This window comes from Acinetobacter sp. ABJ-A23_2 (assembly GCF_044538765.1).
Classification (GTDB): Bacteria; Pseudomonadota; Gammaproteobacteria; order Pseudomonadales; family Moraxellaceae; genus Acinetobacter; species Acinetobacter nosocomialis_A.
In genome coordinates this window covers 112,289-126,886 of sequence record NZ_JBIUCP010000004.1, presented here as the reverse complement: position 1 = coordinate 126,886, position 14,598 = coordinate 112,289, and the positions used below count along the sequence as shown (strand labels likewise).

Genomic DNA, 14,598 nt, shown 5'->3' with positions numbered 1-14,598 from the left:
TTATAAAATAAAACTAAATAAAGCATGTGTTTCGAAAACTGACCTCCTTACTTGTACGGCAGAGACTAATTATTAAGTAAAAATGCTTAGCTTCACTACAAAATTTTATTCTTCTTAAGAATTAATCTATTGATTCATAACATTTTAAAAAAAAAGTTGACTAAATTAGTCCTTTTTTCAACATTTTCTATTGTCATGCCCTTGTAATTTTTAAAATACACATCACTATAAAAAACATGGCAACCTCGTTGTCACTCATTAGGAGTGCCCATGTCTGAACTTATTATGAATGAAAAAACTGACTTAGAGCCTCAGGTTCCAAGTGTATTACCACTATTAGCCTTACGTGATGTGGTGGTTTATCCACACATGCAAATTGCGCTATTCGTGGGTCGTGAAAAATCGATCAATGCAGTTGATGTGGCTCGTAACAGTGACAATTTAGTATTTGTAGTTGCGCAAAAAGATTCGCTTACAGAAGAAATTGATCACGACAATTTATACCAGTACGGTACAGTCGCTAAGATTGTACAAGTAGTTAATCATGAAAATGATGAAAACTGCATTAAAGTACTTATTGAAGGCTTACATCGTTCTAAGCTCACAAAAATTATCGATGAAGATAGTTATTTGACTGCTGAACACGATTTAAGTCCAATGACTATTAATGTAGATAAGGCAACTCAAGAAACTCGTTTACAAGAGTTACGTAACTTATTTGCTCAATATGCAGAAGCAAAATTACGTAATGCACGTGAACTAGTTGCTGCTGCCAATAAAATCGAAGACTTATTGCAACTTATGTTCTTCGTAGCAACTCGTGTACCTCTAAATATTGAAATTAAACAGAAGTTTTTAGAGCACGATGAGTTTGAAGCACATTTGCAAGAGTTAATGAACTACTTGATGAATCAATCTGCTGAACAGCAAATTGAGCAAACTTTACATGACAGCGTAAAACGCCAAATGGAAAAGAACCAACGTGAATACTTTCTAAATGAAAAAATGAAAGTCATTCAACGTGAACTTTCTGATATGAATGGCGGTGCTGAAGATGACGTTGCTGAAATTGAGAAACGTCTTGCTGAAGCTGATTTACCTGAACACGTACGCAAAAAAGCTGAAGCTGAGTTCCGTAAACTTAAAGCAATGCAACCAGCATCTAGTGAAGCTGCCGTTGTACGTAACTATCTAGAAGTGATTTTAGATACGCCATGGAACAAAGCGAGCAAAGTCAGTATTAACTTAGCAAAAGCACAAGAAATTCTTGATGCTGACCACTATGGTCTTGATGATGTTAAAGACCGTATTGTTGAATATTTAGCTGTTCAATCTCGTGTGAAAAAACTCAAAGGACCTATCCTCTGTTTAGTAGGTCCTCCAGGGGTTGGTAAAACTTCACTCGGTGAATCAGTAGCTAAAGCAACAGGTCGTGAATTTGTTCGCATGGCGCTTGGTGGCGTACGTGATGAAGCAGAAATTCGTGGACACCGTCGTACTTATATTGGTGCGATGCCAGGTAAAATTGTGCAGTCTTTAACAAAAGTTGGCGTGAAGAACCCATTGTTCTTACTCGACGAAATTGACAAGATGGCGCAAGACTACCGTGGTGACCCAGCTTCTGCATTGCTTGAAGTACTTGATCCATCACAAAATAGTAAGTTCAACGATCACTATTTAGATCTTGATCTTGACCTTTCTGAAGTCATGTTCATCTGTACCGCAAACAGTATGAATATTCCAGAAGCATTACTGGACCGTATGGAAGTCATTCGTCTACCGGGTTATACCGAAGATGAAAAAGTAAACATTGCTGAGCGCTACCTTGTTCCTAAAGCAATTAAGAACAACGGATTACGTGCAAAAGAGTTAACAATTCATGAAGAAGCGATTCGTGACATTGTTCAACGCTATACACGTGAAGCGGGTGTTCGTAGTTTAGAACGTGAAGTTTCTAAAATTGCGCGTAAAGTGGTAAAAGAAGCGGTAAGTAAAAAGTCTAAAAACTTACAGCTTGACGTTACCTCTGCCAATCTTCCTGAATACCTAGGTCCACACAAATTTGACTTTGGTATGGCTGAAGATGAAGCACAAGTAGGCCGTGTAAATGGCTTGGCATGGACTTCTGTTGGTGGTGAGTTACTTACTATTGAAGTTGCAGCTGTTAAAGGTAAAGGTAAATTTATTACAACCGGTTCACTCGGTGACGTAATGAAAGAATCGATTACCGCAGCAATGACTGTAGTACGTACACGTGCTGACGAACTTGGTATTGAAGCATCTCGTTTTGAAGAAACTGATGTACACGTTCACTTACCTGAAGGTGCAACTCCAAAAGATGGTCCATCTGCTGGTTTAGCATTAACAACTGCACTTGTATCAGCATTTACTGGTATTGCGATTCGTCCAGATATCGCAATGACAGGTGAAACAAGTCTTGGTGGTCGTGCGATGCGTATCGGTGGCTTGAAAGAGAAACTTCTAGCTGCACATCGTGGTGGAATTAAGCTGGTCTTTATTCCTCAAGATAACGTTCGTGATTTGGCAGAGATTCCTGACAATGTGAAAGAAGGATTAGAAATTAAAGCTGTGAAAAGCATTGATGAAATCTTACCTTTAGCATTAACGGCAATGCCAAAGCCTTTACCTAAAACACCGATTGTAAAACCGGTAGAAGGCTCAAAAGCAGCGCGTCACTAATTTATAAAATAGAAAAAAGAGAGCTTTGGCTCTCTTTTTTTTGTTACATAATTTGATTGAAAAATATCCAACCTCCCTCATAATAAGAAGTGAGAGTAATTAATTTTATTATTTGCTCTTGTCTATCTTATGTCACAGATAGCCTTGTTTTTATTCTCTATGATCATCTGAACTCCAGACAGATGATCATTTGATCGCAGTCCAACACCATTTTTTGGACTGCGTTTTTTATGCCCACTTACTGCCCCGCAGTTATTGTCTCCTCAGGTATAATATGTCAGCTGTTTTGACTGAATAGACCACATGAAAATTCGTATTCTGACCATTGGTCAAAAAATGCCTGCTTGGGTACTTACTGGTTTTGAAGATTATTTCAAACGCATTCAACCTTTTGTCCAGACTCAAATGATTGAACTTCCAATGGCAAAACGGGGAAAAAATGACTCGGAAGCAGATATTTTAAAATACTGTCAACTTGAAGGTGAAAGTATTTTAAATGCTTTAAAGCCGAACGAGACACTCATTGCTTTAGAAGTAGGTGGACGTGAGCTCAGTACAGAAAAACTGGCTGATACCATGAAACAATGGATGCTTGAAGGTAATGATGTTGCATTGGCTATTGGTGGCCCAGATGGTTTGTCAGATCAAGTACGTAAAGCGGCTGCTTGGCATTGGTCACTCTCAAAACTTACTATGCCCCATCCTTTAGTACGTGTTTTATTAATCGAGCAGCTTTACCGAGCGATGAGCATTAATCATAATCATCCTTATCACCGTGCATAAAAAGAACAAACGTTTCATTTTAAGAACAATCCGTTGAAATCAGGATACTTTTAACATGTCCTGATTTTGGCATAATGACTATTATTCTGCTTTTCAACTCAGGTGTAATGAAATGGAACTACAAACCCTTCCCGGACTGTTTATTTCACATGGTTCACCCATGCTTGCACTTGATCCAGAACAAGTGGGTCCTGCTTTACACCGTCTTGGTATAAATCTACCTACTCCAAAGGCAATCATCGTGATGTCTGCTCATTGGGAAAGTAAAGCACTTGAAGTAAGTAGTTCGACTCGTCCGGAAACATGGCATGACTTTCGTGGTTTCCCACCAGAGTTGTACGAGATTCGCTATAGCGCACCTGGTCAACCAGAACTTGCCGAAGAAATATTGAAGTTATTGGCAGATGCTCATTTTGTTGCACATGCCAATAGTACTCGTCCTCGCGACCACGGTGTATGGATGCCTCTTTTACACATGTATCCAGATGCGGACATTCCCGTTGTTGAAATTTCTTTACCGATGACCTTAAGCGCACAAGAAATTTATCGGATTGGACAAACGCTTGCGCCTTTACGTGAAAAGCAAATTTTATTGATTGGTTCTGGAAGTATTACCCATAATCTTGCTGAGTTGTCTTGGCAAGGTGACAATTCAAAAGTTCCTGAATGGGCTTCAACTTTTAGAAATACTGTCGTTAATAAGCTTTCACATCAAGATTACGATGGCGTGTTGGAATGGCAATCACTGCCTTATATAAAACGTAATCATCCAACTCTTGAACATTTTGCACCTTTGTTTTTTGCTATGGGAACTGGTCATCGTTTTACGATTGTTCACAGTAGCTTCACAATGGGCTCATTGGGTATGGATATATATCGTTTTGATTAATTTTTAGGAAATACCCCGTTTTTCGCGGGGTATACCATTATTTTTATGAAAAATTCGAATAATTTACAAACTTATACATTTTGAAAACCGAAACAATCATATGTTTACATTTTCTTTTTTTAAGAATGTTTTAAGCTTAGTGCTGTTGTTTTTTTACTTGAAGTTTTTTAAATGAAAATTAAATATTTAATTCTTGCGTTGTTACCTTTTTCTTTGATGGCGTGTCAAACAGTTTCAAACACTCAAGCTCCAATTGTATCTGAGCAACAACAAAATCTTGCAGCAACTTTAAGTGAATATGCTTGGACTTATCAAAATGTAAAAGCATCTAAGCCACTTGTTCTTAACTTTAATGCAGATGGTAAATTAGCAATTAACACAGGTTGTAATGGTCAAGGTGGTACTTGGAAAGTTGAAGGCAACCAACTTGTAACCTCTCCTCTTGCATCAACAATGATGGCTTGCCAAGACGATTTAATGAAACAAGAACAATTGTCTAATAGCATCTTTAGTGAAGCAAAATTGCCAATCGAAATTAGTAATAGCAATGGTCAGGTAATTTTAAGCGTGACAGATAAAGCGGGTCAAAAGCATATTTTCCAAGGCGTAAAAGCAACTAATACTCAAGCTTTAACTGATTACTCATGGTCATACCAACCTGAAAATACTAAAAAGCCGATCGTTCTTAACTTCACAAACGACCGTTTATCTATTGCAACAGGTTGTAATCGCCAAGGTACTACTTGGAAAGTTGAAAACAATACCATCGTAACTGCTGATGTAATGTCAACTATGATGGCGTGTGAACCTGCGTTAATGAAACAGGAACAATTCTCTAGCAGCCTGTTCCAAAAACGTGCGATTCCATTCGAACTTAATACAACAAATGCTGATCAACCAACATTAACTATCGTTGATGCTCAAGGTCAGAAATATACTTTCACAGGTAAAATGACACCTGAAGCAAAATACCAGTCTGAAGGTAAAACTGTTTTCCTTGAAGTAGCACCAGAAACTAAATCTTGTACGGGTGTTGCGCCACAAACTTGCTTGCAAGTTCGTGAAGTTAAATATGATGACAAAGGCGTAAAAACTTATGCCGACAAAAACTGGTCATTATATTATGGTCAAATCGAAGGTTTTGAACACAATCCAAACCAACGCGTAATCTTACGTGTAAAACGCTTTGAAGTGAAAAACCCAGCAGCAGATCAATCTAGCCAAGCAGATGTGTTAGATATGGTTGTAGAGCAAGAAATGGTTAAAAAGCCTAAAAAATAATTTTTAGACTAAAAAAATCCGATGCTTTTGCATCGGATTTTTTATTTCTACAATTAATAAATACCTTGTGCAAGCATCGCATCAGCAACTTTTACAAAGCCCGCAATATTGGCACCATCTACATAGTTCACAGTACCGTCTTCTTTAGTACCGTATCTAACACAATTGGCATGGATGTCTTTCATGATTGCATGTAAACGTTCATCGACCTCAGCATGTGTCCAGCCCAAACGTATTGCATTTTGAGACATTTCTAAACCAGAAGTTGCTACCCCACCCGCATTAGATGCTTTACCTGGTGCATATAAAATCTTAGCTTCAATAAAATGTTCAACAGCTTCAAGTGTAGATGGCATGTTAGCGCCTTCAGCTACACAAATGACACCATTGACGATCAGTTTTTTAGCATCTTCACCAGTTAGTTCATTTTGTGTTGCACATGGTAAAGCAATATCTACAGGAATATGCCAAGGTGTTTTACCTTCGAAATATTCAAAACCATGCTTAGAAGCAAATTCCGAAATACGGCCACGTTTAACGTTTTTCAGCTCCATGACTTCTGCCAGCAATTCATCTGTAAAGCCATTTTTTAAATAAACTGTGCCATTAGAGTCCGATAAAGTAACCACTTTCGCACCTAAGAACATTGCCTTTTCAGCAGCATATTGGGCAACGTTACCAGAACCAGATACCGAAACAGTTTTACCAGCAAAAGATAGCCCACGTGTTTTTAGCATTTCTTCTGCAAAATAAACCGTACCATAGCCTGTAGCTTCCGGACGCATTAAGCTACCGCCAAATGAAATTCCTTTACCAGTAAATACGCATGCCGTGTCATTACTGAGTTTTTTCATCATGCCAGCCATATAACCCACTTCACGCGCACCCACACCAATATCTCCAGCTGGGATGTCGGTATTTGGACCTAAATGACGGTAAAGCTCGATCATGAGTGCCTGACAGAATCGCATAATTTCAGCATCAGATTTACCTTTAGGGTTAAAATCTGAACCACCTTTTCCTCCACCCATTGGCAAAGTCGTCAGAGAGTTTTTAAAAGTTTGCTCAAACCCTAAAAATTTTAAAATAGATAAGTTGACCGATGGATGAAAACGCATTCCACCTTTAAATGGACCAATTGCTGAATTGTATTGAACGCGGAAAGCGCGGTTAACTTGAGTCTGGCCTTGATCGTCCATCCATGAAACACGAAATTGAATCACACGCTCAGGTTCAACCAAACGTTCTAGCAATCCCTGCTCTGCATATTCCGGATTTTTTTCAATAAATGGCCACAAGCTTGTCATGACTTCTTCGACAGCTTGTAAAAACTCAGGTTGATGCGGATCACGCGCTTGCACGTAATTCAGGAATTCATTCAGATTGTTATATTTCAATGCACGGTCCTCAGCATAGTAATGAATTAAATTGGTGCAATACATTTTAAAATGCATCATTTAGCAGCAAAATATTAAATCCCTTTCCATCAATTTTAACAATAGTTATTTTAAATTATTTTATTTTTCTTAATTATCATAAAGTTAATTTTAGAAAAACTATCTAAAAATCAATAATAGTCATTTATTATTTCAATTTTTTTGATCTATTATTGTGCAATATTAGCTACATTTTAGGTCAATCAAAAAGCCAATAAATTCGTTAAAATCCATTGACCTTACTTAGGTTTTTCTTCATTATCGCATCGTTTTAAGCAAGCTATTTTCCTCTATGAATCCATCTATTTCTCTCATACGCGAGATTGATGCGTTATTACCACAAACACAATGTGGTTTGTGTGGACACCGTGACGGCTGTCTACCTTACGCAAAGTCCATTGCTGAAGGTGAAGAAGCAAATAAATGTGTTCCTGGTGGACAACCAGTGGCCGATGCGCTCGCAAAATTATTAAATCGCTCGTCGTTACCTGCTGAAACAAGTGTCTGGCCTGTACAAGCCGATGGACGCCCGCAACGCATGAAAGCGATTATTCGTGAAGACGAATGTATCGGATGTACAAAATGTATTAATGCCTGCCCTGTAGATGCCATTATTGGTAGTGGTAAGCTTATGCATACGATTTTGACTGATCTATGTACAGGTTGTGAGTTATGTATTCCACCCTGCCCAGTTGACTGTATTGATCTTGTCGAAGACACTCAAGCTTTACCGAACGAACAACAGCGCATTGCAGAGCAAGATGATTTAAGACAACGTTACTACGCGCATATTCAACGTGAAGAGAAACGTCGTATACATCGTAAAGGGCCTGTAGTACGTGCTGAAATTGATACCCAACTTTTTGCACAGTTCTCTCAAGCACTTGACGATTTGCCTTCAATTCAGCTCATTGAGAAGCCAAAAGAAGCAATTGTAAATGATGCGAAAACTACGATTGAATTAGCTAAAATTCGCACACAACTTAAAAAGTTGGAAAAGCAGCTCAGTGTTCGAGAAGATGCAAAAAAACGTCTTCAACTTGATGAACTACAAAAGCAACTCATTCAATTACAGGAGGTCTGAATGGCCGTCAAAAACATGACGAAAAAGCAGATTCAAATTTTCTTTGAACGCCTTCGTGAACAAAGACCTTCTCCAGAAACCGAATTAAAATATTCATCTCCGTTTGAATTGTTAATTGCCGTCATGTTATCGGCACAAGCGACCGACGTTAGCGTAAACAAAGCCACGGATAAGCTTTATCCTGTCGCTAATACTGCTGAAAAAATCTATAACCTAGGTGTAGACGGCTTAAAAGAATATATAAAGACCATTGGCCTTTATAATGCGAAAGCTGAAAATGTCATTAAGACCTGTAAGATTTTAATGGAACAATTTAATGGTGAGGTTCCAAGCAACAGAAAAGACTTGGAAGCTCTACCAGGCGTAGGACGTAAAACAGCCAACGTAGTGTTAAATACAGCATTCGGACAACCGACTATGGCTGTTGATACACATATTTTTCGTGTGGGAAATCGAACCGGCTTAGCAGTAGGCAAAAATGTTCTTGAAGTTGAACATCGCCTAGTTAAGGTAATTCCAAAAGAATTTATTGTAGATGCGCACCATTGGTTGATATTACATGGCCGTTACTGCTGTATCGCACGTAAACCAAAATGTTCAGAGTGTGTCGTTTCCGATGTATGTAACTGGCCAGACCGCTTTGAATTTGGCGCAATAAAAACGATTCCAACAAAAAACCTCAGTTAATCCTGAGGTTTCTTAATCTGCTGTAATTTCGGATGTAGTTGACGTTCTCGTCCATTCTTTTTATTTTCCAAAGCCTGTTGCTTCTGCACATGACGCAGCATTTTTTGACTTTGATATAGTAAAAATAACAATAGTGCCAGACTCAGCAATACCACTAAAATCAAAATGATTTTCATATCGTTCTCCCGCACTTAATGAAAGAAAAGAGCCCTCACAAAGAGGGCTCTTTATCACAAATAATATTAAATTATTTGTCTAAGATGTTGAACAAATCTTTTTGTACATCTTCAATAGTACGCAAGCCATCGAGCTTGTCATAAGTTGGCGCATTTTCACCAGAAGCAGCACGACCTTGGTAGAAACCAACTAATTGCTCTGTTTCAGTATGATAAGACGCTAGACGCTTACGGATTGTTTCTTCTTGGTCATCTGGACGTTGAACAAGATCTTCACCAGTTTCGTCATCTTTACCTTCCACTTTAGGTGGATTGTATACAGTGTGGTAAACACGACCAGAAGCTGGGTGCTGACGGCGACCAGAAAGACGTTTTACGATTTCTTCGTCAGGTACATCAATTTCGATCACGTGATCAATGCTGATGCCTTCTTTTTCCAATGCTTCTGCTTGAGGAATAGTACGTGGGAAACCATCGAAAATGCAGCCATTTGCACAGTCAGGTTGAGCAATACGTTCTTTTACTAAACCGATAATGAGTTCATCTGAAACTAAACCGCCAGATTCCATTACACTTTTAGCTTTTAAACCTAATTCAGTACCTTCACGAATCGCAGCACGGAGCATATCACCGGTTGAAATTTGTGGGACATTGTAGCGCTTACAGATCAACTGAGCCTGAGTCCCTTTGCCTGCCCCAGGTGGTCCGAGTAAGATAATGCGCATAAAAAACATCCTCATTTAAAACAATGAATGTGAGGTCTGGCAGATTTAATTTCGTTGATCTTCAATAAATCCTGCCCGACTTCGAATTATAAGAAAGCCACAAACAAATGTATTGTACCAGCAATAAATCCGGTTACCCCACCTAGTACAATAAGAATCCACTCGTCCTCTTGGAATGCTGGACGTAACAAATTCTGAAACTCTTTTGGTGTTAGTTCACGAATACGCTCTTTAAACATTTGAAAAATCTTCTGTGCCCGGCTTGCATTCAGTGCAGGGTCACATACGGGTCCCATCGTAATTTCAATTGAACGATCAATCAAGTCCGTCTTTAATCTTGCGTACTCTCTTGGACCCAAAGAAAGCTGTAAAGATGTTCGAACAAGTGGAGTTTCCATGATTTCGTTAATATGACGTTTAACAATACGACGTGTTTTGTCCTTGCGTGGACCATACATCATTTCTGTCATAATCGATTTTAACGTAATCAGATCTTCTGTCACTACACTAGAGAAGACTTCAGAGACTTCTTCTTGACGCTTCATGAAAGCACCTTGGAAATTATAGGTACCAATTCGTAAAACAGGCACAATCCAAGGGAACTTACGATCTTTTGTTAATCTAAAAATTTGCGGATAACGGATGTAATGCGGCTCGATTGGGTTAAATACCATCCAGATTGCAATCCAGTTGGTTAAAAAGCCCCAAATAGATGCCCAAAACGGTACAGTCCAATGCCACGGCACCACAAACCAGACAACCATCTGGAAAATACCAAAGAACATCCCGATTAAAGCACTAATATGCCAAATAAAGTTGATTTCTTTTTGCCCAACTTTTAAAAACATACGTACCATTAAACGGCGGTCACCTTCCATTTGGCTGACCACCATTTCACGCATATCAACCAGTGACTCGACATTCATGGTCAGTTCAGTCACTAATTCTCTTAGCACACCGGGTAACTGCTTATGCGCTTGAGCATAAATACGGCGCTTAATCGAATAAGGTAAATTTTCCCAAAGCACTGCATTACGATCGATCATCACTTCATCAATCAAATGCTCAAGTTCAAATCCGACTTGTTCGCCAATAATACGTGCCATGTCTTCAGGGTCCATTGCCTCTAAAAACTCACGCAAAGAACCTAACTTGGATAGAGTATTATCGGTAATAATTCCTGAGATACGCCCTGCTTTACGTGGCACAATACCTTGCCAACCGACTGGCAAAGGACCTAAGTGAAATCCCCAAAATTTAATTGGATAAAACACCATTTTTAAAGCCATCCACACATGTGCCCATGTGACAAAGGCAGTGACCGGAATGATACTCAAAACGGCCCAAAAATCAGGTCTGTGTAAAAAGGTCTGCCACAATCCGCTGACGTACTCTAACATGTAAGACTCTCGTATTTATTTGTGCTCTGCTTATGGCGAGTTAACGATAAGCTGCTTTGTTTTATAAACCAAAACTTAGAGAATAAGAAAATTGTATTTGCGGTTTCGTATCGGCAGCAACAGCTCCATTCTGGTCAGTTAATTTTTCAGCTGCTCCAATACCCACACTAAACGTACTAATTCTTTCTGAATTCAACAATACATATGCCAAATCGACACCAGCACCTAAGCGAGATTTATATTCTCCGTCTACCGATTTACTATCAAGATGTCCAGCATAAAAGCCAATATAGTAACCATTTTTATCTGTTCCAGTAAGGTAGTACGGATAGCGGAATCCGACTTGTCCTCCAGCAGTTTTATCGCCATTTAAAAATGCACCAACTTTTGCGTAAGCAATTCCATAAGGATTTACCCACTCACCATTGAGATGTAACAATTTTTGAGTAAAACCTGCGCCTACATTCCAAGTAGCTGCTTTATGATCTGCTAATTTTGCTTCTGGAAGAAATGAGTAATCTTGAGCATGCGCCCAACTGCTTACTGTCAAAACTGCAAGTAAGGGATAAATTTTTCTCATTATTTTCTCCATTTTCCCTAATCGTATAGTGAGAACAACCCTATTCTATTGAATGAGAGACTTTAACAGAATTATTTTGCTTCTTATATACAAGACTCTACAATTTTGTTGTCTACAAAGTCAAAAAAGCCAATTTGCCTCTTCGCTGAAACTTTAAAAATTATGCAATATTTTAACTGCGCTTGCGTTAGAATAAGCAGCTATTTTTCTCACCCTATGTCATTAAGTCGATCCGTATGAAACAGCACTTTCCTTTAAAAGATATCCAGCAAGAAAAGCGCATTTATCGAGGTCGTATATTTTTTGCCGTAGGTCTTGTGATTATCTGTCTATTGGTATTAGCCAGCCGATACGCTTATCTGCAAATTTTTCATTACGATGAGTTCTCAACTGCATCGGATAAAAACCGTATTCGTTTACAACCGCTCCCCCCTGCTCGTGGTTATATTTATGACCGTAATGGGGTTTTACTAGCAGATAACTATCCGGTCTTTACCGCAACATTAAGTAAGGCAGATGTTGAAGATCCGGATGCAGTTATTGAACAATTACAACAAATTCTAGAGCTTACTCAAGAAGATGTAGACCGCTTTAAAAGCCGTATTAAAACGGCGCGTAAAACTGAACGCGTAGCAATTAAGCTCAACTTAACCGAGACAAATATTGCTAAGTTTAGTGAAGTTAAATACAAATTCCCTGGGGTGAGAATTGAAACCCAAATGACGCGCTATTATCCGCATGGTGAATTGTTTGCTCATGTGATTGGATATGTTGGCCGTATTAACGATAAAGAATTAAAAAGTATTGATAAAGATTTATACGCTGGAACAAACCTGATTGGTAAAATTGGCGTAGAGAAAAGCTATGAAGATTTACTTCACGGAACACCAGGTTATGAATCTGTAGAAGCAGATGCTCATAGTAATGTATTGCGTCATTTAGGGCGTAAAGATCCAACTCGTGGTAATGACCTGTACTTATCATTAGATTATGGTTTACAAGTTGTAGCATCACAGCAACTTGCTGGTCGCCGTGGTGCAATTGTTGCGATAGACCCACGTACTGGCGAAATTCTTGCGTTGGTTTCAAGCCCAAGCTTTAACCCAAACTTATTTGTGACAGGTATTAATCATAAAGATTATAGCTCTCTACGTGACAACATCGACCAACCTCTTTATAACCGTGCTGTTCAAGGGGCCTACCCTCCTGGTTCGACCATTAAACCAATGGAAGCGATGGGTGGTTTACATTATGGTATTGTCGACTGGTCCACTGCTATTTCTGACCCAGGTTACTTCCATTTACCTGGTGACTCTCACAAATTCCGTGACTGGAAAAAAACTGGTCATGGCATCGTGAACATGCACAAAGCCATTATCATGTCTTGCGATACCTATTTTTATATTTTGGCAAATCAAATGGGTATCGACCAGATGAACCAATGGATGCGCCAATTTGGCTTTGGTCAAAAAACAGGTGTCGACTTACCAAGTGAAAGTGAAGGTTTATACCCAAGTCCTGAATGGAAAATGCGTACACGCAAAACCAAATGGATGAAAGGTGAAACTATTTCCGTGAGTATTGGTCAAGGTGCATTTACTGCAACCCCATTACAACTTGCAATGGCAACTGCTATTACAGCAAATCACGGCTCACATGTAGTTCCACATGTTCTACGTGCATCGCATGGTGCAAAACCATTTACAGTCCGTAATGCACCTGATGGAAAAATTAATTTCAACGGTACAGATGAAGACTGGGTAAAAATGCGAGAAGCCATGATTGATGTAATTCAATCAGGTACTGGACGTGGTATCCGTACATCGCTCTATCAAATTGCCGGAAAAACAGGTACTGCACAGGTTAAGAGTATTGCGCAAGGTAAACGCTACAACGAAGCTGCGCTTAGTGAACGCCAACTTGACCATGGTCTTTTTGTTGGATTTGCACCTGCTGACAAACCTGAAATCGCAATCGCAGTCATTTGGGAAAATGGTCGTCATGGTGGTTCAGCAGCTCAACTTGCTAAGCCGATATTTGATTACTGGTTATTAACCCGCAATAAAAATCCGATTCGTCCAGCCAACCATCAAGTCAATGGTGGCCTTATGACAGCCGGAATTAAACCGGGTGAGCTTCCAAGTGGCGGCGAAACTGCTAGCTCTACTCCAGCAGCTGCTACAACTACCGCAGCAGCAACATCTACTCCACAAGCTGCTCCTGCTCGCCCTGCTACAAATGAGATCGATGAATAATGAAAAATCAATTACGCATTATTGGGGGCGAATGGAAAAGACGAGTTTTACCATTTGCCAGTATTGAAGGCTTAAGACCTACCCCAGATCGTGTCCGTGAAACGTTATTTAACTGGCTCATGTGGGACATTCAAAATGCGCAGGTTCTCGATATTTGTACAGGCTCTGGTGCGTTAGGCTTTGAAGCACTTTCACGCGGTGCCGCATCTGTTTACATGATTGAGCCAGATAAGACTCAAGCACGATTTTTAAAAGATAATATTCAACTATTAAAAGCTCAAAATTGTCATTTAGTTAATGCAACTGCTCAGCAAGCATTGCCGCGCTTAAAAGAACAGTTTGATGTGGTTTTTTTAGATCCGCCTTATAGTCTCGATCTATGGCAAGAGCTCGCTCATTTGGCAGATTCGCATATTAAAAAGAATGGGTACATTTATATTGAGGCTGACCGAGATTTAGCTCAGCTTCAACTTCCTGCAACATGGCAACAAGTTAAAACCACTAAAGCTGGCACAGTACACGCTGGGCTTTATCAGAAAATTTAATCATTTAGCATTTTATGGCGAATTACTTTACCTGATCTATTTATTTGAATTCGATTA

13 protein-coding genes are annotated in these 14,598 nt (G+C 39.2%); 8 read left to right on the top strand and 5 right to left on the bottom strand.

Annotation, left to right across the window (positions count from 1 at the left end; translation table 11 throughout):
* The first annotated feature begins 270 nt into the window (after positions 1–270).
* The 4 genes from lon to ACH63V_RS02865 all read left to right on the top strand — a co-directional run bounded on the left by lon (position 271) and on the right by ACH63V_RS02865 (position 5,653).
* On the top strand, positions 271–2,700 hold the full coding sequence (gene lon / locus ACH63V_RS02880; RefSeq protein WP_348888773.1) for an endopeptidase La: 2,430 nt from the start codon (positions 271–273) through the stop codon (positions 2,698–2,700).
* 303 nt (positions 2,701–3,003) lie between these two features.
* Positions 3,004–3,483 carry a 23S rRNA (pseudouridine(1915)-N(3))-methyltransferase RlmH gene (gene rlmH, locus ACH63V_RS02875; RefSeq protein ID WP_396462668.1) on the top strand — a complete coding sequence of 160 codons (480 nt, stop codon included), beginning with the start codon at positions 3,004–3,006 and terminating at the stop codon, positions 3,481–3,483.
* A 112-nt stretch (positions 3,484–3,595) separates the two neighbouring features.
* A complete protein-coding gene (locus ACH63V_RS02870) occupies positions 3,596–4,372 on the top strand; it encodes a dioxygenase (RefSeq protein WP_263613187.1) in 777 nt (258 codons plus the stop codon).
* Positions 4,373–4,543: 171 nt separating this feature from the next.
* Entirely contained in the window at positions 4,544–5,653 is a 1,110-nt protein-coding gene (locus ACH63V_RS02865; protein ID WP_284084467.1) for an META and DUF4377 domain-containing protein, read from the top strand.
* 53 nt (positions 5,654–5,706) lie between these two features.
* On the opposite strand, the gene gdhA is transcribed toward ACH63V_RS02865, so the two are convergent.
* Positions 5,707–7,110 carry an NADP-specific glutamate dehydrogenase gene (gdhA, locus tag ACH63V_RS02860; protein WP_396462667.1) on the bottom strand — a complete coding sequence of 468 codons (1,404 nt, stop codon included), beginning with the start codon at positions 7,108–7,110 and terminating at the stop codon, positions 5,707–5,709.
* A 271-nt stretch (positions 7,111–7,381) separates the two neighbouring features.
* On the opposite strand from gdhA, the gene ACH63V_RS02855 reads away from it, so the two are divergent.
* Positions 7,382–8,173: an RnfABCDGE type electron transport complex subunit B gene (locus ACH63V_RS02855; RefSeq protein ID WP_396462666.1), complete on the top strand. Its 792-nt coding sequence runs from the start codon at positions 7,382–7,384 to the stop codon at positions 8,171–8,173.
* The gene (gene nth, locus ACH63V_RS02850) at positions 8,174–8,860 is read left to right on the top strand and encodes an endonuclease III (protein WP_209046287.1); all 687 of its coding nucleotides are present in this window, start codon (positions 8,174–8,176) and stop codon (positions 8,858–8,860) included. It begins immediately after the preceding gene.
* Here the strand turns inward: nth and ACH63V_RS02845 are convergent.
* The 4 genes from ACH63V_RS02845 to ACH63V_RS02830 form a co-directional block, all read right to left on the bottom strand.
* The gene (locus tag ACH63V_RS02845) at positions 8,857–9,036 is read right to left on the bottom strand and encodes a hypothetical protein (RefSeq protein WP_004703056.1); all 180 of its coding nucleotides are present in this window, start codon (positions 9,034–9,036) and stop codon (positions 8,857–8,859) included. The genes nth and ACH63V_RS02845 overlap by 4 nt on opposite strands.
* Before the next feature lie 71 nt (positions 9,037–9,107).
* Positions 9,108–9,761 carry an adenylate kinase gene (gene adk, locus ACH63V_RS02840; protein ID WP_002117671.1) on the bottom strand — a complete coding sequence of 218 codons (654 nt, stop codon included), beginning with the start codon at positions 9,759–9,761 and terminating at the stop codon, positions 9,108–9,110.
* A gap of 86 nt (positions 9,762–9,847) precedes the next feature.
* Positions 9,848–11,161: a hypothetical protein gene (locus ACH63V_RS02835; protein ID WP_263613182.1), complete on the bottom strand. Its 1,314-nt coding sequence runs from the start codon at positions 11,159–11,161 to the stop codon at positions 9,848–9,850.
* A 61-nt stretch (positions 11,162–11,222) separates the two neighbouring features.
* Positions 11,223–11,741, bottom strand: a complete 519-nt coding sequence (locus ACH63V_RS02830; RefSeq protein ID WP_263613181.1) for a hypothetical protein — start codon at positions 11,739–11,741, stop codon at positions 11,223–11,225.
* Between the two features lie 236 nt (positions 11,742–11,977).
* Here ACH63V_RS02830 and mrdA point away from each other — a divergent pair, with 236 nt between their 5' ends.
* Both mrdA and rsmD read left to right on the top strand, forming a co-directional pair.
* Positions 11,978–13,996: a penicillin-binding protein 2 gene (gene mrdA / locus ACH63V_RS02825; protein WP_396462664.1), complete on the top strand. Its 2,019-nt coding sequence runs from the start codon at positions 11,978–11,980 to the stop codon at positions 13,994–13,996.
* Complete coding sequence (rsmD, locus tag ACH63V_RS02820) at positions 13,996–14,541, top strand: 16S rRNA (guanine(966)-N(2))-methyltransferase RsmD (RefSeq protein ID WP_311072065.1); 546 nt, start codon at positions 13,996–13,998, stop codon at positions 14,539–14,541. The genes mrdA and rsmD overlap by 1 nt, the downstream gene beginning before the upstream one ends.
* Positions 14,542–14,598: the final 57 nt, after the last annotated feature.

Excerpts from the sequence above, each read along its gene's own strand:
- ACH63V_RS02865 (WP_284084467.1), top strand. The coding sequence starts at position 4,544 with ATGAAAATTAAATATTTAATTCTTGCGTTGTTACCTTTTTCTTTGATG.
- lon (WP_348888773.1), top strand. The coding sequence starts at position 271 with ATGTCTGAACTTATTATGAATGAAAAAACTGACTTAGAGCCTCAGGTT.
- mrdA (WP_396462664.1), top strand. The coding sequence starts at position 11,978 with ATGAAACAGCACTTTCCTTTAAAAGATATCCAGCAAGAAAAGCGCATT.
- adk (WP_002117671.1), bottom strand. The coding sequence starts at position 9,761 with ATGCGCATTATCTTACTCGGACCACCTGGGGCAGGCAAAGGGACTCAG.
- ACH63V_RS02845 (WP_004703056.1), bottom strand. The coding sequence starts at position 9,036 with ATGAAAATCATTTTGATTTTAGTGGTATTGCTGAGTCTGGCACTATTG.
- ACH63V_RS02835 (WP_263613182.1), bottom strand. The coding sequence starts at position 11,161 with ATGTTAGAGTACGTCAGCGGATTGTGGCAGACCTTTTTACACAGACCT.
- ACH63V_RS02855 (WP_396462666.1), top strand. The coding sequence starts at position 7,382 with ATGAATCCATCTATTTCTCTCATACGCGAGATTGATGCGTTATTACCA.
- rsmD (WP_311072065.1), top strand. The coding sequence starts at position 13,996 with ATGAAAAATCAATTACGCATTATTGGGGGCGAATGGAAAAGACGAGTT.
- ACH63V_RS02870 (WP_263613187.1), top strand. The coding sequence starts at position 3,596 with ATGGAACTACAAACCCTTCCCGGACTGTTTATTTCACATGGTTCACCC.
- gdhA (WP_396462667.1), bottom strand. The coding sequence starts at position 7,110 with ATGATGCATTTTAAAATGTATTGCACCAATTTAATTCATTACTATGCT.
- ACH63V_RS02830 (WP_263613181.1), bottom strand. The coding sequence starts at position 11,741 with ATGAGAAAAATTTATCCCTTACTTGCAGTTTTGACAGTAAGCAGTTGG.
- nth (WP_209046287.1), top strand. The coding sequence starts at position 8,174 with ATGGCCGTCAAAAACATGACGAAAAAGCAGATTCAAATTTTCTTTGAA.
- rlmH (WP_396462668.1), top strand. The coding sequence starts at position 3,004 with ATGAAAATTCGTATTCTGACCATTGGTCAAAAAATGCCTGCTTGGGTA.